The sequence below is a fragment of the Haemophilus sp. HMSC068C11 genome, assembly GCF_001815355.1.
GTDB lineage: Bacteria > Pseudomonadota > Gammaproteobacteria > Enterobacterales > Pasteurellaceae > Haemophilus_D.
In genome coordinates, this window is sequence record NZ_KV820366.1 from 1 (window position 1) to 21,885 (window position 21,885).

Here is a 21,885-nt window from a genome sequence, read left to right on the forward strand (position 1 = left end):
GCAGACAAGTCATCTGAAGCAAAAGATGCAGTCAAAGACAAAGCATCTGAATTAAAAGATGCAGTATCTGAAGCAAAAGATGTAATGTCTTCTAAAGTTGAAGCAGCAAAAGATGCAACAGTAAGCGCGGCTGTACAAGTTAAAGATGCAGTGGTTGCAGCTGCTAATTATGTTAAACATGTTGCGGAAGATAAAATAACCGAAGCAAAAGATGCTGTGTGCTCTAAAGCAGAGGAAGTAAAAAATGTAGATTCTAAAACAAAAGATCAATCTGCAGCCGTAAAAAAGTAACCATAAATTGGAGAATAATAATGAAAAAATCAGTATTAGCAGTAGCATTAGTATTAGGTGTAGGTTTGGTCGTAACATGTTGTTTCGATAAAGAGGAAACAACACAAAAAGTTGAGCCTTCAAAAGATGCAACCTCAAGTGTTGCAGTACAAGTTAAAGATACAGCAAAAGATGCTGCAGCTGATGTTAAAAATGTTACAACTGACGCAAAAGATACTACATCAAATAAAATGGCCGAAGCTAAAGATGCAGTAGTAGATAAAGCTGTTGAAGTAAAAGATGCGGTCGCTGATAAAGCTGTTAAAGTGAAAGACGCAGTAGCTGATAAAGCAGCTGAAGTAAAAGATGCGATGTCTTCTAAAATGGAAGCAGCAAAAGGTTCAGCTTCTGAAATGAAAGATGCGGCAGCAGATAAAATGGCTGAAGCAAAAGATGCAATGTCTTCTAAAATGGAAGCAGCAAAAAACTCAGCTTCAGAAGCAAAAGATGCTGTAGTAGATAAAGGCGGTGAAATGAAAGATGCAGCAGCAGATAAAATGGCTGAATTAAAAGATGCTGTTGAAGATAAAGTATCAGAAGCAAAACGTTCGGTTTCTGAAGCAAAACGTGCATTGTCTGAAGCAAATGATGCAGTTGAAAAGATGGCTGCTGAACTAAAAGAAGCGGCAGCTGATAAAGCGGCTAAAGCAAAAGATGCTGTGACTAAATAATTAAACTTTTGTAAAATAAAAACCTATCAGAGATTATCTGGTAGGTTTTTTCTTTTGGAGCAATAAAATGTTATGTGCAATTTATAAAAGTTTACGTAAACCAGGCTGCTATCTCTATATTTCGAAACGAGATGATTTTTCAGCTGTACCAGACGTATTAATGCAAAGTTTTGGCAAGCCTCAGTTTCTTATGCCATTTAATTTGAAGGGAAGCAAACCGCTTGTTCATGCAGATAAAAATGAGATAATGGAAAAAATTACTCAGCAAGGATTTTATCTCCAAATGCCAAAACAAGATGATGGCTTGTTTAATAGTTTGAGTGAGATCAAATAAGCCTTTTATTTTTTCCTAAAAATCTCCAAATCTTGCTTTATCTCAATATTTTCTTCAAAAAACTCCTTTAGAATTGACCGCACTTTTAAAAGGAGAATAAAAATGAGTAGTTTCTTTGTGGCAGGTACAGATACCGATGTGGGCAAGACCACCGCCTGCCGTGCCATTATTCAGGCATTACAAGCAAAGGGCGTGCGAATTGTGGGTTATAAGCCGATTGCTTGTAGCTGTGAAGAGGGTATTTATCCTGTCGAAAATCAGTCTAATGAATCCCAAACAGATTATGATGCTGAAAATAATTCAGACGTGTTAGCTTTAATGGATGCAACGAATGAGCCAGTATCTTATCAAGAAGTAAATAGCTATACTTTTGCTCATTCCTTGCCGATGCTGACTCGAGATAAATCACGCATTAAATTAAGTAAGATTAATCATGCCTTAACGATATTAGTTCAAAAATATCAATCTGTTGTCGTGGAAGGTTCATTTGGCTTACTCACCCCCATGGCAGAAGGTAAGAGTTTTGCTGATTGGGTTGTTGAGCATAAAATGCCAGTTGTGTTGGTTGTAGGTATTAAAGAAGGCTGTATTAATCATGCATTGCTGACAGCTCAAGTGATTAAACAGCTTGGCGTTCCTTTATTAGGCTGGATTGCAAATCGAATTAATCCTTGTTTAGGGCATTATAAAGAGGTGGTAGATATTTTAGAGGCTCAGATTGATGCGCCTTTGCTAGGTAAAATTCCTTATATTCATAAACCAGAATCCCAAGAGCTAGGACATTATTTAACGAATATTGATCGTTTGATGTATATGCAAACAGAGTTAGTTAAATAGTAAGTTTGAAATAAAAAGTGCGGTTAATATTCATTAGATTTAACCGCACTTTTTTTATTCTTCGTTTTCTGGAAGTTCTTTTTTCAGGATATCTTCTTCCGCGAGGCTAGATAAACGAGCAATGGCATTGCGATAAGAGATTTCAAGGGTTTCTCGGCTTGTTGCAATTACACCTTGATCAACTAAGAATCCATCATTTACATCATATACCCAGCCATGTAGGGAGAGTTTTTGTCCACGTTCCCAAGCGCTTTTTACGATAGATGTGCGTCCTAGGTTATAAACTTGCTCTGCAACATTTAATTTAGTGAGCATATCTGAACGTTTTTCTGCTGAAAGATTGCCTAATAGATGGCCGTGTTTAAACCAAATATCACGAATATGGAGCAACCAGTTATTGATTAACCCTAGATCGTGATCTTGCATAGCAGCTTTAATACCACCGCAATTTGTGTGGCCACAGATAATGATATGTTCAATTTTGAGTACATCAACGGCATATTGTACAACTGAAAGGCAGTTAAAATCTGTATGAATAACTTGGTTAGCAACATTACGATGAACAAATAATTCGCCCGGTTCAAGATTTGTGAGTTTTTCAGCAGGAACACGGCTATCAGAGCAGCCAATCCAAAGATAATGAGGTGTTTGGTGATCGGCAAGTTCTTTAAAATAAGTGGAGTTTTCTTCTTTCATTCTTTGCGCCCAACTGTAGTTGTTAGCAAAGAGTTGTTTAATTTTGTCCATTTTTACTTTCCTTAATACGATGCGCTGAAAGATTGTTTTAAGCACAATAAATGAAATAGGGGATAAAATTTATCGCCTAAAATGATGACCGCACTTTAAAGAAAGTGCGGTCAATTTAAACAATATTTTTAGAAATTTGCATTTCTTGGTGCGCGAGGGAATGGAATCACATCGCGAATATTTTGTACGCCTGTTACATAAACGATTAAGCGTTCAAAACCAAGACCAAAGCCTGAATGTGGCACAGTACCATATTTACGAAGATCGCGATACCACCAGTAATCTTCAGGATTTAGGCCCATTTCTTCCATGCGTTTATCTAATACGTCTAAACGTTCTTCACGTTGTGAACCACCGATGATTTCACCAATTCCAGGTGCGAGAACATCCATTGCAGCTACAGTTTTGCCATCGTCATTTAAACGCATATAGAAGGCTTTGATATCTTTCGGATAGTTTTTCACGACAACAGGTGATTTGAAATATTCTTCTGCTAAGAAACGTTCATGTTCAGAAGATAAATCGATCCCCCAAGATACTGGGAACTCGAATTTTTTACCTGATCTTAATAATACATCAATCGCATCGGTATAGTCGATTTGAGCAAAATCAGAGTTTACAAAGTTTTCTAAACGAGTAATAACATCTTTATCTACATGTTTTTCAAAGAATTTCAAGTCATCTTTGCGCTCAGCAAGTACTGCATGGAACACGTATTTCAACATGTCTTCTGCTAATTTAGCATTGTCAGCAAGTGTTGCAAAAGCGACTTCAGGTTCAACCATCCAGAATTCTGCAAGGTGACGAGTTGTATTTGAATTTTCAGCACGGAATGTTGGACCGAAAGTATAGATTTTGCTTAATGCACACGCGTAAGTCTCACCATTTAACTGGCCTGAAACGGTTAAAAATGATTCTTTGCCGAAGAAGTCTTGACTGAAATCGACTTTACCATCTTCACCACGAGGAAGATTTTCTAAATCAAGGGTTGAGACACGGAACATTTCACCCGCACCTTCAGTATCTGATGCAGTAATTAATGGGGTAGCGACCCAATAGAAACCTTGTTCATGGAAGAAGCGATGAATAGCTTGAGCTAAGCAGTGACGAACGCGTGCGACTGCACCAATAATATTGGTACGAGGACGTAAGTGTGCCACTTCACGTAAGTATTCAATTGAGTGACGTTTTGCCGCCATTGGATAAGTATCAGGATCTTCTACAAACCCTGTCACTTCTACTTTTTCAGCTTGAAGTTCAACAGCTTGACCTTCAGCAGGTGACTCAACAATAGTACCGGTTACGATAACAGAGCAACCCGTTGTTAAGCGTAAGACTTCGCTCTCATAATTTTCAATATCGTTATTAACAATCGCTTGAATAGGGTCAAAGCAAGAGCCGTCATAAACAGCAAGGAAAGAAAGACCTGCTTTAGAGTCACGACGGGTACGGACCCATCCGCGTATGGTAACTTTTTCGCCTATAGCGATTTTACCTTGTAACACATCAACAATAGATGCAACTTTAGACATATAAACCTCTGTAATTCATTATAAATTAGGCAATAAAACTGTGTTAGTTTACCTTAAATCGCAAAATTTTCCATAAAAAGTTAGTGTAAATCGGGCTTGCACAGTAAAATAATTCCTTCACTTTATTTAGGAGAAAAACTATGTGGTCTGATATTTTGACCGGCTATGGCATTTTTATTTTAGAGATTTTAACGATTTTACTTGTAATCGCAGCTATCGTGGCAATGATTATTTCTGCAAAGCAACGTAATGCTGCACATCATGGTGAATTAGTTATGACAGATCTTTCTGAAGAATTTAAGGAAACAGTTAAGCATTTACGCGATTTCCAACTTTCAGAAGAAGAGCTTAAACAAGCGGAAAAAACAGAGAAGAAAGCCAAAAAACAAGAAGCAAAGGCTTTAAAAGCAAAATTAAAAAACGGTGAGAAAGCAGCACCTAAACCTTGTGTTTACGTGCTCGATTTTAAGGGTGATATTTCTGCATCAGAAACAACTGCACTTCGTGAGGAAATTTCGGCGATTATTAATGTGGCAAAAGCCGATGATGAAGTCTTATTACGTTTAGAAAGCCCTGGTGGTGTTGTTCATGGTTATGGCTTAGCTGCTTCACAGTTAGCTCGCTTAAAACAAAAAGGGATTAAATTAACGGTTGCAGTAGATAAGGTCGCTGCAAGTGGTGGATACATGATGGCTTGTGTGGCAGATAAAATTGTTTCTGCGCCTTTTGCGATTATCGGTTCTATTGGTGTGGTTGCGCAAATCCCTAATATTCATCGTTTATTAAAAAAACATGATGTCGATGTTGATGTAATGACAGCCGGGGAGTTTAAACGTACAGTCACAGTGTTAGGTGAGAATACCGAAAAAGGAAAACAGAAATTCCAAGCTGAACTTGAAGAAACCCATCAATTATTTAAACAATTTGTGGCCCAAAATCGACCGCAATTAGATGTGGATAAAGTCGCAACTGGTGAACATTGGTTTGGTCAGCAAGCTCTAGAGCTTCAGTTAGTCGATGAGTTAGCAACCAGTGATGATATTATTCTTGAAAAAATGAAAGATAAGTCAGTACTCTCAGTGAAATACAAAGTGAAAAAGCCACTTTTACAAAAAATAGGTAAACAAGCAGAAGAGAGTATTGAAGAAATTATCCACCGAAATTTAACAAAAAATGGGCAAGATTTTATTCAATAAGAAAAATTTTTACTTATTTGACAACTCTTTACACAACTTTACAAAAAAGTTCCATAAAAAATCATTTTTTAATGTTTTTTTATTTACAAGTTAAAGAATTATGACTACCATACGCAATGAAACTTTTTATAGTTTTATTTGTAAAATTTATAAAGTTTAGTTGTGTAGGTTCTTCTTGCAAGGATTGCACCTTAACAGTAAAAAGGTAAAGAAATGAAATTATCTCGTATTTTATTATCTGCAGTTGCAGTAGCAACAGTTGCTGCTTGTGGTAACTTGAGCAAAGTTACAGAAGCTGGTACACCAGAATATAAAGAAGTTGATGGTCAACAAGTACCACAACTTGTATGGCCTAAAATTGATAAAGCAGGCTTCAACCATGATGGTAGCCAATTCGGTTCATGGCCAAACTGGGACAACGTTCGTATGATCGAACGTGGTATGAACAAAGACCAATTATATAACCTAATCGGTCGTCCACACTTCTCTGAAGGTTTATACGGTGTTGAAGAGTGGGATTATGCGTTCAACTATCGTGAGAATGGTGTTCACAAAATTTGTCAATACAAAATATTATTTGACAAAAACCACAATGCTCAAAGCTTCTTCTGGTATCCAAACGGTTGTAACGGAAACTCAGCATTTACTTTAAGTGGTGACTTCTTGTTCGACTTCGATAAAGATACTTTAACTCCACGTGGTAAAGAAGTTGTTGATAACGTTGCAGCACAATTAAAAGAAACTGGTGCTAAAGAAGTTAAAGTTGCAGGTTACACTGACCGTTTAGGTTCTGATGCTTACAACTTAGATCTTTCTCAACGTCGTGCAAACCGTGTTAAAGCTCGTTTAGTTGAAGATGGTGTAACATCTGAAATTACAGCTGTTGGTTACGGTAAAGTGCCACAAGTTAAAGCTTGTAATGGTTACAAACACGCAAGTAAAGCTGAGAAAGACTGTTTACGTCCAAACCGTCGTGTAGAAATCACTGCTTCTGGTTCTGTATTAAAATTACAAGAAGGTGGTCAAACTAACGGTGGAACTCAAGGTCCAGCACCTCTTTATCAAAAATAATTAGATAGAGAAGACAAAAGAGCGTAATAAAAATTACGCTCTTTTTTATTTTATGTTAAGAAATTATTCAAGTAAAAGTTCTTCAATCAATTTAGTGGTTAAGTTGATATAACTTCCATTAAAACGATGGCTGAAATTGAGTAAATAATAGAGCTGGTAAAGGTGTTTTCTTTCTTCAAAACCTTCTTTATCAAGCGGGAAAGTGCGGTCATAAATTTCATAGAATTCAGGCGAGAAAGGTTGGAATAGTTCACTGAATGCTAAATCACATTCTCTATCCCCCCAGTAGCAAGCAGGGTCATAAGTAAAGGTTTGGTTACCTACAACAGCCGTATTTTCAATCCATAAGTTACCATGTAACAAAGAGGGCTTCGGATTATGTTTTGCAAGCTTTTGTTTTACTTTCTCAGTTATTAAATCAAGATCGCCAAAATCTAAACCTTTGTCTTTGCAAAGCTGTAATTGCCATCCAATGCGTTGTTCTGCAAAGAATTTCGCCCAGCTCCCATTCCATTTATTAGGTTGATACTCAGGACCAAGCCAAGTATCAAAATCTAAACCATAGTTTTTAGTACCGGATACTTGATGAAGTTTTGCTAATTCTTCACCAAAATGTGCTGTGGCATCAGTTTGTTGAGTAATAGTAAGCGCTTCTAACAATAAGAAACTATGATTTTGAGAACAGCCTACGCCATACACTTGTGGAAGTCTGATTGTATTGGTTTTGTCTAGTAGGTTTAATTGATCAGCCTCAGCACGAAACATTGAACGATAAGACCGTTCATTCACTTTAACAAAGACAGGTTGGATTCCATCTGTAATAAGCCAAGTTTCATTCACTTCGCCCCCCGGTACTTTGTTTTTTTCTTTGATGTTATAGTAAGCACCAAATTGATCAGCTAAGACTTGAGAAATTGATTTCCACATAATACGCCTCCTAGACATGCTCGATTCATCCTCATTCTATCCAAAATGTTAAAAATTACTGTGATATATCTCAAAAAATAGCAAAAATCTTTGTCATTTTTCATCTGAAACATCAATTCACTAATAAACGCGTGATTTTTTAATGAGTTAGTATTATCATTAAGTGTATTTTTAGTTAGAAAAGATAATCAGGGGAAACTATGCAACATCTGAAAGATCTTGTTGAGAAAGCAAAATCAGCGATTGAACAAATCGAAAATAAAAGTTTAGCCACATTAGATGAAATTCGTGTGGAATATTTTGGTAAAAAAGGGCATTTCACCCAACTTATGCAGGAATTACGTAATGTTGCTGCAGAAGAGCGTCCAGCAATGGGAGCTAAAATCAATGAAGCAAAACAAGCGGCATTAGATTTTTTAAATGCTAAAAAAGCAGAATGGGAGCAAGCTGAACTCAATGCGAAATTAGAAAAAGAACGTATTGATGTAAGCCTTCCTGGTCGTAAAACAGAAACTGGTGGTTTACACCCTGTTACCATTACTATCAATCGCGTAACAAAATTCTTTTCAGAGTTAGGTTTTTCTGTGGAAACTGGTCCTGAAATTGAAAGTGATTATTACAATTTCGATGCATTAAATATCCCTAAACATCACCCCGCACGTGCTGATCACGATACATTCTGGTTTAATCCTGAATTATTACTTCGTACACAAACCTCAGGTGTGCAAATTCGTACCATGGAAAAAATGCAGCCGCCTATTCGTATTATGGCGCCAGGTCGTGTATATCGTAATGACTACGATCAAACACACACACCAATGTTCCATCAAATTGAATTGCTTTATGTAGATAAAAAAGCAAACTTCACCGAGTTAAAAGGCTTATTACACGATTTCTTACGTGCATTTTTTGAAGAAGATTTGCAAGTTCGTTTCCGTCCTTCCTATTTCCCATTTACTGAACCTTCTGCAGAAGTCGATGTAATGGGTAAAAACGGTAAATGGTTAGAAGTATTAGGTTGTGGTATGGTGCATCCTAATGTGTTACGTAACGTAGGTATTGATCCAAATAAATATTCTGGCTTTGCAGTAGGCATGGGGGTTGAGCGTTTAACTATGTTACGCTACAACGTCACAGATTTACGTTCATTCTTTGAAAACGACTTACGTTTTTTAAAACAATTTAAGTAATTAACCGTTGGGTTAAATTGACGATAATGATTAATTCAGAACGTAACACGTTCATCAATAAAGGATACAGAGATAATGAAATTTAGCGAAAATTGGGTGAGAGAATGGGTTAATCCATCAATTTCAACAGAGCAGTTATGTGATCAAATCACGATGCTTGGTTTAGAAGTTGATGGTGTTGAAAAAGTAGCTGGCGACTTTACAGGTGTTGTTGTGGGTGAAGTTGTTGAATGTGCGCAACACCCAGATGCAGATAAATTACGTGTCACTAAAGTAAATGTTGGTGGCGAGCGCTTATTAGATATCGTTTGTGGTGCACCAAATTGCCGTCAAGGTTTAAAAGTAGCATGTGCAACTGAAGGCGCTGTATTACCCGGTGATTTTAAGATTAAGAAGACTAAATTACGTGGCCAACCTTCAGAAGGGATGCTTTGCTCATTCTCAGAATTAGGCATTGATATAGATGCAGATGGTATTATTGAATTACCGTTAGATGCTCCAGTAGGCAAAAATCTACGTGAATATTTAGATTTAGATGATAAAGACATTGAAATTAGTTTAACGCCAAACCGTGCAGATTGTTTAAGCATTGCAGGTGTTGCACGTGAAGTTGGCGTGGTTAATAAACAAGTTGTTAATCAACCGCACTTTGATGCTGTACCGGCAACAATTTCAGATAAAGTTCAAATTGAATTAAATGCGCCAGAAGCATGTCCGCGTTATTTATTGCGCGTGGTGAAAAATGTGAATGTTAAAGCACAATCACCAATTTGGTTACAAGAAAAATTACGTCGTTGCGGTATTCGTTCTATCGACCCAATTGTAGATATTACTAACTATGTTTTACTTGAATTAGGTCAACCAATGCATGCTTTTGATGCATCAAAAGTAGCTCAACCTGTTCAAGTGCGTTTAGCCAATAACGGGGAAGAGCTTGTTTTATTAGATGGTACAACCGCAAAATTACAACCGAATACTTTAGTGATTGCAGATCAAACTGGTCCATTAGCAATGGCAGGTATCTTTGGTGGTCAAGCTAGTGGTGTTGATGCTGAAACAACAAAAGATGTGATTTTAGAGGCTGCATTCTTTGCACCATTAGCGATTGCGGGACGTGCAAGACAATATGGTTTACACACCGATTCTTCACATCGCTTTGAACGTGGTGTTGATTTTACGCTACAACGTCACGCAATGGAACGTGCAACAGCATTGTTACTTGACATTTGCGGTGGTGAAGCAGGCGAAATTTGCGAGGTGGTGAGCGAGCAATATTTACCAAAAGTCAATGAAGTCACTTTACGTCGTGAAAAATTAGATAGCTTATTAGGTCATCATATCGAAACTGAAACCGTGACCGAGATTTTTGAGCGTTTAGGTTTTGCTGTGAAATATGCTAATGATGTTTGGACCGTGACTTCTGCAAGCTGGCGTTTTGATATTGAAATCGAGGAAGATTTAATTGAAGAAGTAGCGCGTATTTATGGTTATAACAGCATTCCAAATAATGCGCCATTAGCACATCTTCGTATGCGTGAGCATAAAGAAGCCGATTTAGAATTAAGCCGAATTAAGACCGCACTTGTTGATGCAGATTATCAAGAAGCGATTACTTATAGCTTCGTTGATCCAAAAGTACAGACCTTACTTCATCCAGAAATTGATGCACTTGTATTGCCAAACCCAATTTCAGTTGAAATGTCAGCAATGCGTGTTTCATTATTAAGTGGATTACTCGGTGCAGTACTATACAACCAAAATCGTCAACAAAACCGCGTACGTTTATTTGAAACGGGATTACGTTTTATTCCTGATGCTAATGCAGAATTTGGCATTCGCCAAGAGTTTGTTCTTGCTGGTGTAATTACAGGTACCGCTAAATCTGAATCTTGGACAGGTAAGGCCGAAAATGTTGATTTCTTTGATCTTAAAGGTGATTTAGAAAGCATTCTTTCTCTCACTGAAGTGGGGAGTCGTGTTAAGTTTGTGGCAAAAGCACACAGTGCATTGCACCCAGGACAATCTGCTTCAATTGAATTAGATGGAAAAGAAATTGGTTTTATTGGAACTATTCATCCACTTATCGCTCAAAAACTAGGATTAAATGGCAAAGCAGTTGTTTTTGAAATTTTATGGGATGCCATTGCAAATCGTCGTGTGGTTCAAGCTAAAGAGATTTCAAAATTCCCAGCAAACCGTCGTGACTTAGCTTTAGTCGTTGCTGATAATGTGTCAGCAGGCGATATTATCGAAGCATGTAAGCAAGCTGGCGGAGAAAAATTAACACAAGTCAATTTATTCGATGTATATCAAGGCATTGGCGTTGCTAGCGGACATAAGAGCTTAGCAATCAGTTTAACTATTCAAGATAATGAAAAAACGCTTGAAGATGATGAGATTAATGCGGTAATCTCTGCTGTATTAAACGAAGTTAAACAACGCTTTAATGCGGAGCTTAGAGACTAAACAGGAGACTAACATGGCAACGATTACAAAAATTGATATTACTGAATACTTATTAGATAAGTATCAATTACAAAAAGCTGAAGCTAAAGCATTAGTGGAAGACTTTTTTGAGGAAATTCGTTTATCGTTAGAATCTGGTGGTGAAGTAAAATTATCAGGTTTTGGTAATTTTGAACTTCGTAATAAAGCTTCCCGTCCGGGGCGTAATCCAAAAACAGGTGAAAGCATTCCTGTTTCTGCTCGCCGTGTAGTGGCATTCAAGCCAGGGCAAAAATTACGTGCTCGTGTGGAAAACACCAAGCCAAAACAATAGTAAGAAAAGTGCGGTCGTTTTTGACCGCACTTTTGTCAGGATTGAACATGAATAAGATTAAATGTGCTTTTTTAGTCGCAGGAAGTTTTTTGCTTTTTGCTTGTTCAAGTGGTATTCGTGAAGAGTATGCGATGAACTATAAAGGTCAGATTGGTGATCCAATTATGGCCATTGCTATGTTAAGTGAACAACAATATGAATGGGCAGGTACACCATATGTTTTAGGCGGGCAATCTCGTGGTGGTATCGATTGTTCGGGTTTTGTGCAAAAGACCTTTATTGATCGTTTTAATATCAACCTTCCTCGAACAACGAAAGATCAAGCGGGTTACGGAAAACTTGTTCGTAAAGAAGATATCCAAACAGGCGATTTAGTTTTCTTTAAAACGGGACGCGGACCAAATGGCTATCATGTAGGGATTTATGTGAAAGAAGATAAATTTTTACACGCATCAACCAAAGGCGGTGTGATTTATTCTTCGATGAACAGCCCTTATTGGAAAAAAGCTTTTTGGCAAGTTAGACGAGTATAGTGGAAATAAAAAAGTGCGGTTAATTTTAACCGCACTTTTTCTTTATGGATTTGTTGTAGGGCGAATGCCTAATGTATGGCAAATCGCATAAGTGAGTTCACTACGATTTAATGTGTAGAAGTGGAAGTCATTCACGCCTTCACGAGAAAGGATTTTTACCATATCCATTGCCACACTCGCTGCGACGAGATTGCGAGTAGTAGGATCATCATCTAATCCTTCATATGCTTTAGCCAACCATGCTGGAATTTTTACATTCGTAAATGATGCCATTTTTTGAAGTTGTTTGAAGTTAGTGACAGGTAGAATACCTGGAACAATTTCCGCCTCAATACCAATGGATGCACAGCGATCACGGAAGCGAAGATAACTGTCAATATCAAAGAAGAATTGAGTAATGACATGATTCGCACCTGCATCAATTTTACGTTTCAAATTGATTAAATCTGCTTGTGCTGATTTTGCTTCAGGGTGAACTTCAGGGTATGCCGCAACTGAAATATCAAAATCAGCCACGGAGCGGAGTAGTTCAACTAAGTCAGCCGCATAGAATGGTTTCTTCGCATAACCTTTTGGTTCATCACCACGTAATGCGACGATGTGACGAATTCCGCTATCCCAATAATCTTTTGCAATTTCTTTTAATTCTTCAGGTGTCGCATCAATACCTGTTAAATGTGGTGCAGCTTCTATGCCTGTTTCTGCTTTAATGGCTTTCACGATGCTATGCGTACGATCACGTTCGCCGGAGTTCGCACCATAGGTGACGGAAACAAATTTAGGATTTAATACTTTTAAGCGATGGATGGAATCCCAAAGCATGCTTTCCATTTTTTCATTTTTAGGCGGAAAGAATTCAAAGGAGACATTAATTTTTTTGTTAGTATCAGCAAGATGTTGATTTAATGTGTTAATTTCGTTTGCGTAGCTCATAGCATGCCTTCTTACGTTTTTTATTAGAATGCACTTATCATAAGATAAGAACTAATATGCGTCAATTTCAATGATTTCATCAAAATAATGAATGAAATTAATGATTGTTTATTGTGCGTTGTATTTTAAAAGAAAATCAATTTATTTGCACAAAAAGTTAGCATTTTTTCTAAAAATAGGTATAATACGCCGACCCTGTAAATGCACGGATTCCCACCGTGCATTATTTTATCGAGATCACACTCGAAGGGGTGTAGATTAAGATCAATGGTTGTGTTTCGATATGAAACACTGGGTATCAAACTTATATTTTGGTAATTAATTAATGAAAACTTTTGTAGCAAAACCGGAAACAGTAAAACGTGACTGGTATGTGGTAGATGCGACAGGTAAAACTTTAGGTCGTTTAGCTACTGAATTAGCACGCCGTCTTCGTGGTAAACACAAGGCTGAGTACACTCCACACGTAGATACTGGTGATTACATCATCGTTATCAACGCAGACAAAGTGGCAGTAACTGGTCGTAAAGAAACAGATAAACTTTACTACTGGCACACTGGCTATGTAGGTGGTATCAAACAAGCGACTTTCAAAGAAATGATCGCTCGCCGTCCTGAAGCGGTGATTGAAATTGCGGTTAAAGGTATGTTGCCAAAAGGTCCATTAGGCCGTGCAATGTTCCGTAAATTAAAAGTGTATGCAGGTGCAGAACACCAACACGCAGCACAACAACCACAAGTATTAGACATTTAATCACGAGGTTTAGGAAATGGCAGAGAATCAAAACTACGGCACTGGTCGCCGCAAAAGCTCTTCAGCTCGTGTATTTATCAAACCGGGCAGTGGTAAAATCACTATCAACCAACGTGAATTAGACGTATATTTCGGTCGCGAAACAGCTCGTATGATCGTACGTCAACCGTTAGAATTAGTGGAATTAACTGATAAATTAGACCTATACATCACTGTTAAAGGTGGTGGTATTTCTGGTCAAGCGGGTGCAATCCGTCACGGTATCACTCGTGCATTAATGGAATATGATGAGACTTTACGTCCTGCTCTTCGTGCAGCTGGCTTCGTTACTCGTGACGCACGTCGCGTTGAACGTAAAAAAGTTGGTTTACACAAAGCACGTCGTCGTCCACAATACTCCAAACGTTAATTTTTTATTATCGTTTCAAGAAAGCAGAGAGCAATCTCTGCTTTTTTTATGTCTGTAAAAAATAAATTACTTAAAAATCACCGTTCTTTGATTTTTCATTGATTGCTTATAATTAATTGATTTTAAAGGAAAAATAAGAAATTGTTAGCAATTTACCTGTCGGTTATGTTAAAATAATCGCCCGTTTTTAGTAGAAGTATATAAGTTAGTTTGGATCTTCGGAGGAATAAATGTCCAATGCATCAAGTAAACGTTCAGTAATGACTCTTTTTTCAAATAAAAATGACATTTACTGCCATCAAGTAAAAATTGTTTTAGCTGAAAAAGGTGTTGCTTACGAAAACGAAGAAGTTGATCTGCAAGCATTATCAGAAGATTTAATGGAATTAAATCCCTACGGCACATTACCAACCTTGGTGGATCGTGATTTAGTGTTATTCAGCTCACGCATCATTATGGAATATCTTGATGAGCGTTTTCCACATCCTCCACTTATGCCAGTTTATCCGGTTTCTCGCGCGAAAAGTCGTCTTTTAATGTTACGTATCGAACAAGATTGGTATCCAACATTAGAAATTGCTGAAAAAGGCACGGAAGTTGAACGTGAAGAAGCATTAAAACAGCTAAAAGAAGAATTGTTAGCGGTATCGGTTATCTTTCAACAAACCCCTTATTTTATGAGTGAAGAGTTTGGCTTAGTCGATTGCTACGTTGCACCATTATTATGGAAATTACGCAATATGGGTGTTGAATTTAGCGGTACAGGAAGCAAAGCAATCAAAGGCTATATGGATCGCGTATTTAGCCGTGATTCATTCTTACAATCTGTAGGTGAAGCTGCACCTAAAAATTTAATGGATGATAAATAATGGCTCATACACCTTCTCCAAAACGCCCTTATTTACTAAGAGCCTATTATGATTGGTTAGTAGATAATGATTTCACCCCATATTTAGTGGTAGATGCGAATTATTATGGTACCAATGTGCCTGTAGAATACGTGAAAGATGGGCAAATCGTCTTAAATCTTTCTGCTGGGGCGACAGGGAATTTGCAATTAACAAATGACTTTATTCAGTTTAATGCACGTTTCCAAGGTGTGGCTCGTGAATTATATATTCCTATGGGCGCAGCTTTAGCTATTTATGCACGTGAAAATGGTGATGGCGTGATGTTTGAGCCAGAAGAAATTTACGATGAATTAAATCATGAGCCGACATCAGAACAGCCATTAAGTTTTGCAGAAGCGGTAGATAAGCCTAAGGCTGAAAAGAAACCACAGAAATCAGCATCTCATTTACGAATTGTGGATTAATGAAAGAAAAACAAAAGTGCGGTTAATTTTAACCGCACTTTTTTATTTATTATTTTGTTGCTGCTTTCATATTGCGAACAAACTCGGCGAGCTCAGATAAGCATTGAGCCTGATTGTCTAAGTTTCGCTCAATAATTTTTACAGTTGCAGAACCTGAAATTGCGCCGGCTGCACCCAGTTGAAGCGCTTCTTTCACTTGAGAAGGCTGAGCAATACCAAAACCTTGTAGAATTGGTGGAGCCTTGTGGGCTTTGAGTTGTTCTACAAGTGTATCTAAGTTTGCGGCATGAGCTTGATTCTCTGCACTTGTTACACCTGCACGAGAAACTAAATAGGTATAGCCTTCGCTGTTTTCAGCAACGCCTTGTACCGTTTTAGCATCAGCATTTGGTGGGCAAATAAAGACAGGTTGAATGCCATGCTTTTTAGCAGCTTGAACATAGTCTTCTTTTGCCAATAGTGGAATATCTGCCACTAAAACTGCATCCACGCCGACTTCTGCGCAACGGTGATAGAAATTATCTAAGCCTTTCGCAAAAATTAAATTCGCACAAAGGAGTAAGCTAATCGGAATATCCGGATATTTTGACCGCACTTTAGCGAGTAATTTAAAGCTGTCTTCAGTGCTATGGCCGGCATTAAGTGCTCGGTTATTGGCTGCTTGAATAACGGGACCATCTAGTAATGGATCTGAAAATGGAAAACCTAATTCCAACGCATCTGCGCCATTTTCGACTAACGTGCAAATAATCTCAAAAGAGCGATCAAATGTTGGATCGCATAATGTCACGAAAGGTACAAAAGCCCCTTCTTTTTTCGCTGCAAGTTCTGCAAATTTAGTTTCAAAACGGCTCATTATTGCATTCCTTTTTCTTTTAAAACTTTATCTACGGTGAAAATATCTTTATCACCACGACCAGAGAGATTCACCACTAAAATTTGTTCTTTATTCGGTTCTTGATGAATCATTTTTAGTGCATGTGCTAATGCGTGGGAACTTTCCAATGCAGGAATAATCCCTTCATGTTTTGCTAACGCTTGGAAAGCATTTAATGCTTCATCATCTGTAATACTTGGGTATTCTGCACGACCAATACTTTGCAAGTAAGCATGTTGTGGGCCTACAGAAGGGAAGTCTAATCCAGCAGAAATAGAGTAGGATTCTTCTACTTGACCATCTTCAGTTTGCATTAAAGGTGATTTCATGCCGAAATAAATACCGACTTTGGCATGGCCTAATGGTGCACCATGTTCACCACTTTCAATGCCATGACCTGCAGGTTCTACACCAATTAAGCGAACACCTTTTTCATCAATAAAATCAGTAAACATACCAATCGCATTCGAACCACCACCGACTGCAGCAATAACGGCATCCGGTAAGCGACCTTCTTTTTCTAAGATTTGACGTTTGGTTTCTTCACCAATCATTTTTTGGAATTCACGCACAATGGTTGGGAATGGGTGAGGACCTGCCGCCGTACCCAATAAATAATGGGTGTTTTCATAATTGGCTGACCAATCACGCATCGCTTCACAGCATGCATCTTTTAATGAGCAAGAACCTTTTTGTACAGGAATCACTTCAGCCCCCATTAAACGCATACGGAATACGTTTGGTGATTGACGTTCTACGTCTTTTGCCCCCATATAAACACGGCAAGGCATATCTAACATTGCACAAGCAAGGGCTGTCGCAACACCATGTTGGCCCGCACCGGTTTCCGCGATAATGCGTGTTTTACCCATGCGTTTTGCCAATAAAATTTGACCTAATACTTGGTTGGTTTTATGGGCACCACCGTGAAGTAAATCTTCACGTTTTAAATAAATTTTTGCTTTTGTGCCTTTAGTTAAATTACGGCAAAGGGTAAGTGCGGTTGGTCTGCCCGCATAATTTTTAAGTAAATCTTGAAATTCACGTTGGAATTCAGGATCGTCTTTTGCTTCAACAAAGGCTTTTTCTAGCTGTTGTAGTACCGGTACGAGAATTTCCGGTACATACATTCCGCCAAATTCACCGAAATAAGGATTTAAAAGGGTTTCTGACATAATATTTCCTTGTTATTTTTGAATTCTTGCGACATTAAGTGGTGCAAAGGTTTGTGCAGTAGGCATCACTTCAATGCGATTAATATTGACATGTTTAGGTTGTTGATTAAGCCATAGAACAATATTAGCAATGTCTTGTGGACTGACATATTCCACATTTTCATAGAGTTTTTTTGCTCGGGCATCATCACCTTTAAAGCGGATATTAGAAAATTCTGTTCCACCACAAAGACCAGGCTCTACATTGGTCACGCGAATTTGAGTTCCAGCAAGATCGGCTCGAAGATTTAAACTAAATTGTTTGATAAAAGCTTTAGTACCACCGTATATATTGCCACCTGGATAAGGATAAGTCCCCGCAATTGATCCTAAATTAATAATATGGCCCGAATTACGTTCAACCATTTGTGGTAACACAAGACGAGTGATGGTGACGAGACCTTTAATATTGGTATCGATCATTTGCATCCAATCGTCTAAATTCGCTTTATCAGCACTCTCTAAGCCTAATGCTAAGCCTGCATTATTCACCAATAAATCAATGGATTGCCAACTATCTGGAAGGGAATGGAACGCATCTTCTGTTGCTTGGCGATCTGAAATATCAAAGGCAAGAAAGTGGAAGTTTTCACCTAATTCTTGCTGTAATTGTTCTAAACGAGCTACGCGGCGTCCTGTGCCAATTACACGATAGCCATTTTCAATGAGTGTGCGACAAATTGCCGTACCAAATCCGGCAGTTGCGCCGGTTACTAACGCTGTTCTTTGCATAATGCTTCCCCTTAGCAATCAGATTAATTTGACAAAATCGTCTTAAAAACTGACCGCACTTTTTCGCTATCTTTCACGCCAGCGGCAGTTTCTACACCAGAATTGAGATCAACCCCTAAGCAACCTTGCTTAATGGCTTGTTCAATATTGTCAGGTGAAATTCCACCAGCCAAAATAATTTTGTGTTTCAAGTTTTCAGGAATGAGTGACCAATTAAAGGTTTTTCCTGTGCCACCTTGTTGATTAGCAGATTGGCTATCGAAAATATAGCGAGTGATATTTAAATCATCTGTAAAATCAACCGCACTTTGTGCTTCAGTATTCACCGAAATGGCTTTCCAAATTTGTATTTCTTCAGGCAGTTGGTGACGAAGTGCGGTAATAAATTCAGCGGTTTCTGAACCGTGTAGCTGAACGACATAAAGCTGCAATTGTTTAGCGATTTTTACAATAAAATCAATTTCTTGATTCTGAAATACGCCCACAAAACGAAGTGGTGATGCTGTCACTAATTCTTGGGCTTGACGTAGGCTCACACAGCGTTTTGAATGTTCGGCGAAAATTAAGCCGCCGTATAATGCTCCGTTTGCGTAAACCTCTTTGACATCTTGCGTGCGAGTTAAACCGCATACTTTATTTTCTCCAAAAATCACTTCACGCACAGCATTATTTAAATCTGCACTGCCCATTAGGCTACTGCCGATTAAAAAGCCATGTGCCACTTTTTGCAAATCACGAATTTGGCTGTGATTATAAATCCCTGATTCGCTGATAATACGTGCATCAGTAGGAATGCGATCGGCATATTTTTGTGTGAGTTCTACTACGCGGTTTAAATCAACGGTGAGATCGTGAAGATTACGATTATTAACGCCGATAATTTTTGCACCTAGAGCAAGGGCTCGCTCAAATTCTTCTTCATTGCTGGTTTCCGTCAATACGCCCATGCCAAGAGAATGCGCCAGATCAGCTAGTACGCGATAGGTTTCATCATTCACCACTGAAAGCATCAATAAAATAGCATCCGCTTGATAGTAGCGCGCGAGATAAACCTGATATTCGCTGATCATAAAATCTTTGCACAATACAGGTTGTGAGACAACGTCACGTACTTGCGGCAAATAGTCAAATTTACCTTGGAAATATTTCTCATCCGTTAGCACCGAAACAGCTGATGCATAATGTTTATACACATTGGCGATTTCATCTAAATTAAATTCATTACGAATTAATCCTTTAGAAGGGGACGCTTTCTTACATTCCAAAATATAAGCAGGCTTTTGATGTGTGCCTTTAGCCAGCGCATCATAAAAAGAGCGGTCAGATTTTTGAATGTTTTCTTTAAATTGTGAAAGCGGAAATTCAGCTTCCTTTGCCTTAACCCATTGTGCTTTGTCTAAGACGATTTTTTGCAGCACCGTTGCAGAGTCAATTGGTTTAGTGAAATCTTGCGTGATCATAATCTTTCTTCTTATTGTGGCTTATCAAATCAGCCTTTATCTTAATATTTTGTTAAATGTTGTAATGTATCAAATGCTTTGCCTGATGCAAGATGAGCCAATACATTTTGAACATTTTGTTTTAAGTCATCATGACCAAATAACTTCAGCAATAATGCCACATTCGCCGCTACCGCATTAGCGTGTTCCGCCTTACCTTTGCCTTGTAAAAGTGCGGTCAGATATTGGGCATTTTCTTGCGGTTCGCCACCACGTAAACTTTCTAAAGATTGTGTTTTTAAACCAAAATCTTCAGGTGTTAAGGTGAAGTAGTCAATTTTGCCGTTTTTAATTTCTGCCACTTGGGTTTCGCCGTGTATAGCGACTTCATCAAGACCTGCACCATGCACAACAAAAGTATGTTGATGACCTAATGCAACAGCAGTTTCTGCATAGGTTTTCACTAATTCAGGGGCATACACGCCAAGCAAATGATAAGTTGGGCGAGCTGGGTTAATTAATGGACCTAAAATATTAAAAAGTGTACGCGTTTTTAATGCTGCACGAACAGGGGCGACATGTTTAAACCCACTGTGATATTGTTGAGCAAATAAGAAACATACCCCAATATCGTCAAGTGCTTGGCGAGCTTGTTCTGGTGTGACGTTGACATTCACACCGAGTGCGGTTAATACATCACTGGCACCGGATTTGCTTGATACGCTGCGGTTACCATGTTTGGCTACTTTGGCTCCCATAGACGCTGCAACAATAGCACTCGCAGTAGAGATATTAATCGTGTTTTGACCATCACCGCCAGTACCCACACTATCCGCAAAAGGGTAGTCTGGACGAGGGAATGATTTGGCATTTTGCAAAGACGCCGATACCGCACCACTTAATTCATCAATAGTGGCACCACGTACTTTTAACGCAATCAGCATGGCAGCAATTTGTTCGTTATTCAGTTCGCCTTGCATAATAGCGTTAAAAATGACCGCACTTTCTTCTTTGTTAAGTGTTTTTCCGTTGTAAAGTTGTTCTAATAATTGAGCCGTTTGCATAATCAATCTTCCTTATACGTTAAGATCATAGACTAAGTCTCGAGCTTCATCACCTGTCATACCACGGAAGCCCCAACAATGAGCCGGTTGTTCCTTAATAGTGATTTCCACATCGTAGGATTTAATACCGATTTTGTATTCTAATTCGCTAAATAGCATTTTGATCAAACGTTTTTTAGTCCCTTCTAAACGTCCCTGCATAAGATTAATTTCGATTGCGATATAGTTTTCGCTACGATCTTCTGGATAGAAAAAATCTTCTTTATCCAAACACTCGAATCGAATGGTATGCTTGCCATGCGGAATATCCAAGCCTAAATTAAGACTGTCATAAATAGCCTTGGCAATAGCTTTACGGCGTGGGGTAAGGGTTTCTTTTAATCCATATACGGTAATCATTTTTTCTTCCTTAATCTCTGTTTAATAACCATTCCACAGATTGTTGTAATAATTTCGAACCTTGTACAGTGAGAATACTTTCTGGATGGAATTGGAAAGCACAAATTGGCAAGGTTTTATGACGAATCGCCATCACAATACCATTGTAATCGGCATTCACAATAAATTCTTCAGGCAGATTTTTGCCCATTAAAGAGTGATAACGTGCCACAGGCATTGGGTTAGCAATATCTTTAAACATGGCTTGGTTATCGTGTTGAATGCGCGATACTTTACCATGTAATACTTCGCCTGCATGTACAACCTCTCCACCAAAGGCTTGAATAAGCGCTTGATGGCCCAAGCAAATCCCGATAATTGGCACATCATTTTTTAAACGTTCAATGAGGGGAAGCAAGATCCCAGCTTCTGCCGGAGTACCAGGACCCGGAGAGAGCGCAAGAATCGTATCAGGTGTATTTAATGCCTCTTGTACCACTTGTTCTAAATTGGTGTCATTACGATAAATTTTTACGTTATGCCCAAGCACACGGAATTGATCCACTAAGTTATAAGTGAATGAATCGAAATTATCTAAAAAGAGAATATTAGCCATAATTTAT

The 21,885-nt window shown here is 38.3% G+C and carries 24 protein-coding genes and 1 pseudogene; 14 read left to right on the forward strand and 11 right to left on the reverse strand.

The features are described 5' to 3' along the window. The 4 genes and pseudogenes from HMPREF3020_RS09475 to bioD all read left to right on the forward strand — a co-directional run. Window positions 1-291 (forward strand): annotated as a pseudogene (locus HMPREF3020_RS09475) (histone); the annotation flags it as partial. Window positions 292-311: 20 nt separating this feature from the next. After that, window positions 312-1,001, forward strand: a complete 690-nt coding sequence (locus tag HMPREF3020_RS05695; protein ID WP_070775833.1) for a hypothetical protein — start codon at window positions 312-314, stop codon at window positions 999-1,001. Between the two features lie 67 nt (window positions 1,002-1,068). Further along, window positions 1,069-1,335 carry a YcgL domain-containing protein gene (locus HMPREF3020_RS05700; protein ID WP_070591993.1) on the forward strand — a complete coding sequence of 89 codons (267 nt, stop codon included), beginning with the start codon at window positions 1,069-1,071 and terminating at the stop codon, window positions 1,333-1,335. A 102-nt stretch (window positions 1,336-1,437) separates the two neighbouring features. Next, window positions 1,438-2,172, forward strand: a complete 735-nt coding sequence (gene bioD, locus HMPREF3020_RS05705) for a dethiobiotin synthase (RefSeq protein ID WP_070775834.1) — start codon at window positions 1,438-1,440, stop codon at window positions 2,170-2,172. Between the two features lie 54 nt (window positions 2,173-2,226). Here bioD and can read toward each other — a convergent pair whose 3' ends face one another. Then, window positions 2,227-2,919, reverse strand: a complete 693-nt coding sequence (gene can, locus HMPREF3020_RS05710; protein ID WP_049366615.1) for a carbonate dehydratase — start codon at window positions 2,917-2,919, stop codon at window positions 2,227-2,229. Window positions 2,920-3,047: 128 nt separating this feature from the next. Further along, complete coding sequence (gene asnS, locus HMPREF3020_RS05715; RefSeq protein ID WP_070775835.1) at window positions 3,048-4,451, reverse strand: asparagine--tRNA ligase; 1,404 nt, start codon at window positions 4,449-4,451, stop codon at window positions 3,048-3,050. A gap of 140 nt (window positions 4,452-4,591) precedes the next feature. Here asnS and sohB point away from each other — a divergent pair, with 140 nt between their 5' ends. After that, the gene (sohB, locus tag HMPREF3020_RS05720; protein WP_070775836.1) at window positions 4,592-5,647 is read left to right on the forward strand and encodes a protease SohB; all 1,056 of its coding nucleotides are present in this window, start codon (window positions 4,592-4,594) and stop codon (window positions 5,645-5,647) included. 213 nt (window positions 5,648-5,860) lie between these two features. Then, window positions 5,861-6,718 carry an OmpA family protein gene (locus tag HMPREF3020_RS05725; protein WP_054420409.1) on the forward strand — a complete coding sequence of 286 codons (858 nt, stop codon included), beginning with the start codon at window positions 5,861-5,863 and terminating at the stop codon, window positions 6,716-6,718. A 63-nt stretch (window positions 6,719-6,781) separates the two neighbouring features. On the opposite strand, the gene HMPREF3020_RS05730 is transcribed toward HMPREF3020_RS05725, so the two are convergent. Then, a complete protein-coding gene (locus HMPREF3020_RS05730; protein ID WP_014065432.1) occupies window positions 6,782-7,645 on the reverse strand; it encodes a fructosamine kinase family protein in 864 nt (287 codons plus the stop codon). Window positions 7,646-7,845: 200 nt separating this feature from the next. On the opposite strand from HMPREF3020_RS05730, the gene pheS reads away from it, so the two are divergent. The 4 genes from pheS (at window position 7,846) to HMPREF3020_RS05750 (ending at window position 12,147) form a co-directional block, all read left to right on the forward strand. After that, window positions 7,846-8,835, forward strand: a complete 990-nt coding sequence (gene pheS, locus HMPREF3020_RS05735) for a phenylalanine--tRNA ligase subunit alpha (protein ID WP_070775837.1) — start codon at window positions 7,846-7,848, stop codon at window positions 8,833-8,835. A 75-nt stretch (window positions 8,836-8,910) separates the two neighbouring features. Continuing rightward, the gene (pheT, locus tag HMPREF3020_RS05740; RefSeq protein WP_070775838.1) at window positions 8,911-11,301 is read left to right on the forward strand and encodes a phenylalanine--tRNA ligase subunit beta; all 2,391 of its coding nucleotides are present in this window, start codon (window positions 8,911-8,913) and stop codon (window positions 11,299-11,301) included. Window positions 11,302-11,314: 13 nt separating this feature from the next. After that, window positions 11,315-11,614: an integration host factor subunit alpha gene (locus tag HMPREF3020_RS05745; RefSeq protein WP_005697518.1), complete on the forward strand. Its 300-nt coding sequence runs from the start codon at window positions 11,315-11,317 to the stop codon at window positions 11,612-11,614. A gap of 47 nt (window positions 11,615-11,661) precedes the next feature. Further along, on the forward strand, window positions 11,662-12,147 hold the full coding sequence (locus HMPREF3020_RS05750; RefSeq protein ID WP_070775839.1) for a C40 family peptidase: 486 nt from the start codon (window positions 11,662-11,664) through the stop codon (window positions 12,145-12,147). Window positions 12,148-12,189: 42 nt separating this feature from the next. On the opposite strand, the gene metF is transcribed toward HMPREF3020_RS05750, so the two are convergent. Beyond that, a complete protein-coding gene (metF, locus tag HMPREF3020_RS05755) occupies window positions 12,190-13,080 on the reverse strand; it encodes a methylenetetrahydrofolate reductase (RefSeq protein WP_070775840.1) in 891 nt (296 codons plus the stop codon). Window positions 13,081-13,405: 325 nt separating this feature from the next. Here metF and rplM point away from each other — a divergent pair, with 325 nt between their 5' ends. The 4 genes from rplM to HMPREF3020_RS05775 all read left to right on the forward strand — a co-directional run bounded on the left by rplM (window position 13,406) and on the right by HMPREF3020_RS05775 (window position 15,558). Then, a complete protein-coding gene (gene rplM / locus HMPREF3020_RS05760; RefSeq protein WP_005628896.1) occupies window positions 13,406-13,834 on the forward strand; it encodes a 50S ribosomal protein L13 in 429 nt (142 codons plus the stop codon). 16 nt (window positions 13,835-13,850) lie between these two features. After that, on the forward strand, window positions 13,851-14,243 hold the full coding sequence (gene rpsI / locus HMPREF3020_RS05765; protein WP_005696173.1) for a 30S ribosomal protein S9: 393 nt from the start codon (window positions 13,851-13,853) through the stop codon (window positions 14,241-14,243). A gap of 230 nt (window positions 14,244-14,473) precedes the next feature. Then, window positions 14,474-15,112, forward strand: a complete 639-nt coding sequence (gene sspA / locus HMPREF3020_RS05770) for a stringent starvation protein SspA (protein WP_005696172.1) — start codon at window positions 14,474-14,476, stop codon at window positions 15,110-15,112. Further along, window positions 15,112-15,558 carry a ClpXP protease specificity-enhancing factor gene (locus HMPREF3020_RS05775; protein WP_070775841.1) on the forward strand — a complete coding sequence of 149 codons (447 nt, stop codon included), beginning with the start codon at window positions 15,112-15,114 and terminating at the stop codon, window positions 15,556-15,558. The genes sspA and HMPREF3020_RS05775 overlap by 1 nt, the downstream gene beginning before the upstream one ends. Window positions 15,559-15,607: 49 nt before the next feature. On the opposite strand, the gene trpA is transcribed toward HMPREF3020_RS05775, so the two are convergent. The 7 genes from trpA to HMPREF3020_RS05810 are packed head-to-tail and all read right to left on the reverse strand — an operon-like array spanning window position 15,608 to window position 21,878. Beyond that, window positions 15,608-16,414 (reverse strand): tryptophan synthase subunit alpha, encoded by an 807-nt coding sequence (trpA, locus tag HMPREF3020_RS05780; protein WP_070775843.1) that lies wholly within the window; start codon window positions 16,412-16,414, stop codon window positions 15,608-15,610. Next, entirely contained in the window at window positions 16,414-17,610 is a 1,197-nt protein-coding gene (gene trpB / locus HMPREF3020_RS05785; RefSeq protein WP_049355740.1) for a tryptophan synthase subunit beta, read from the reverse strand. The genes trpA and trpB overlap by 1 nt, the downstream gene beginning before the upstream one ends. Before the next feature lie 12 nt (window positions 17,611-17,622). Continuing rightward, complete coding sequence (locus tag HMPREF3020_RS05790; protein WP_070775845.1) at window positions 17,623-18,381, reverse strand: SDR family oxidoreductase; 759 nt, start codon at window positions 18,379-18,381, stop codon at window positions 17,623-17,625. A 23-nt stretch (window positions 18,382-18,404) separates the two neighbouring features. Beyond that, a complete protein-coding gene (gene trpCF, locus HMPREF3020_RS05795; RefSeq protein WP_070775847.1) occupies window positions 18,405-19,841 on the reverse strand; it encodes a bifunctional indole-3-glycerol-phosphate synthase TrpC/phosphoribosylanthranilate isomerase TrpF in 1,437 nt (478 codons plus the stop codon). Window positions 19,842-19,882: 41 nt separating this feature from the next. Beyond that, window positions 19,883-20,884, reverse strand: coding sequence for an anthranilate phosphoribosyltransferase (gene trpD, locus HMPREF3020_RS05800; RefSeq protein WP_070775848.1), 1,002 nt, complete (start codon window positions 20,882-20,884; stop codon window positions 19,883-19,885). A gap of 12 nt (window positions 20,885-20,896) precedes the next feature. After that, window positions 20,897-21,283 (reverse strand): tautomerase family protein, encoded by a 387-nt coding sequence (locus HMPREF3020_RS05805; RefSeq protein ID WP_049380813.1) that lies wholly within the window; start codon window positions 21,281-21,283, stop codon window positions 20,897-20,899. 10 nt (window positions 21,284-21,293) lie between these two features. Next, a complete protein-coding gene (locus HMPREF3020_RS05810) occupies window positions 21,294-21,878 on the reverse strand; it encodes an aminodeoxychorismate/anthranilate synthase component II (RefSeq protein ID WP_070775849.1) in 585 nt (194 codons plus the stop codon). Window positions 21,879-21,885: the final 7 nt, after the last annotated feature.

Bases quoted from the DNA above. Each gene is read 5' to 3' on its own strand.
- HMPREF3020_RS05695 (WP_070775833.1), top strand. From the start codon at position 312: ATGAAAAAATCAGTATTAGCAGTAGCATTAGTATTAGGTGTAGGTTTG.
- HMPREF3020_RS05700 (WP_070591993.1), top strand. From the start codon at position 1,069: ATGTTATGTGCAATTTATAAAAGTTTACGTAAACCAGGCTGCTATCTC.
- bioD (WP_070775834.1), top strand. From the start codon at position 1,438: ATGAGTAGTTTCTTTGTGGCAGGTACAGATACCGATGTGGGCAAGACC.
- can (WP_049366615.1), bottom strand. From the start codon at position 2,919: ATGGACAAAATTAAACAACTCTTTGCTAACAACTACAGTTGGGCGCAA.
- asnS (WP_070775835.1), bottom strand. From the start codon at position 4,451: ATGTCTAAAGTTGCATCTATTGTTGATGTGTTACAAGGTAAAATCGCT.
- sohB (WP_070775836.1), top strand. From the start codon at position 4,592: ATGTGGTCTGATATTTTGACCGGCTATGGCATTTTTATTTTAGAGATT.
- HMPREF3020_RS05725 (WP_054420409.1), top strand. From the start codon at position 5,861: ATGAAATTATCTCGTATTTTATTATCTGCAGTTGCAGTAGCAACAGTT.
- HMPREF3020_RS05730 (WP_014065432.1), bottom strand. From the start codon at position 7,645: ATGTGGAAATCAATTTCTCAAGTCTTAGCTGATCAATTTGGTGCTTAC.
- pheS (WP_070775837.1), top strand. From the start codon at position 7,846: ATGCAACATCTGAAAGATCTTGTTGAGAAAGCAAAATCAGCGATTGAA.
- pheT (WP_070775838.1), top strand. From the start codon at position 8,911: ATGAAATTTAGCGAAAATTGGGTGAGAGAATGGGTTAATCCATCAATT.
- HMPREF3020_RS05745 (WP_005697518.1), top strand. From the start codon at position 11,315: ATGGCAACGATTACAAAAATTGATATTACTGAATACTTATTAGATAAG.
- HMPREF3020_RS05750 (WP_070775839.1), top strand. From the start codon at position 11,662: ATGAATAAGATTAAATGTGCTTTTTTAGTCGCAGGAAGTTTTTTGCTT.
- metF (WP_070775840.1), bottom strand. From the start codon at position 13,080: ATGAGCTACGCAAACGAAATTAACACATTAAATCAACATCTTGCTGAT.
- rplM (WP_005628896.1), top strand. From the start codon at position 13,406: ATGAAAACTTTTGTAGCAAAACCGGAAACAGTAAAACGTGACTGGTAT.
- rpsI (WP_005696173.1), top strand. From the start codon at position 13,851: ATGGCAGAGAATCAAAACTACGGCACTGGTCGCCGCAAAAGCTCTTCA.
- sspA (WP_005696172.1), top strand. From the start codon at position 14,474: ATGTCCAATGCATCAAGTAAACGTTCAGTAATGACTCTTTTTTCAAAT.
- HMPREF3020_RS05775 (WP_070775841.1), top strand. From the start codon at position 15,112: ATGGCTCATACACCTTCTCCAAAACGCCCTTATTTACTAAGAGCCTAT.
- trpA (WP_070775843.1), bottom strand. From the start codon at position 16,414: ATGAGCCGTTTTGAAACTAAATTTGCAGAACTTGCAGCGAAAAAAGAA.
- trpB (WP_049355740.1), bottom strand. From the start codon at position 17,610: ATGTCAGAAACCCTTTTAAATCCTTATTTCGGTGAATTTGGCGGAATG.
- HMPREF3020_RS05790 (WP_070775845.1), bottom strand. From the start codon at position 18,381: ATGCAAAGAACAGCGTTAGTAACCGGCGCAACTGCCGGATTTGGTACG.
- trpCF (WP_070775847.1), bottom strand. From the start codon at position 19,841: ATGATCACGCAAGATTTCACTAAACCAATTGACTCTGCAACGGTGCTG.
- trpD (WP_070775848.1), bottom strand. From the start codon at position 20,884: ATGCAAACGGCTCAATTATTAGAACAACTTTACAACGGAAAAACACTT.
- HMPREF3020_RS05805 (WP_049380813.1), bottom strand. From the start codon at position 21,283: ATGATTACCGTATATGGATTAAAAGAAACCCTTACCCCACGCCGTAAA.
- HMPREF3020_RS05810 (WP_070775849.1), bottom strand. From the start codon at position 21,878: ATGGCTAATATTCTCTTTTTAGATAATTTCGATTCATTCACTTATAAC.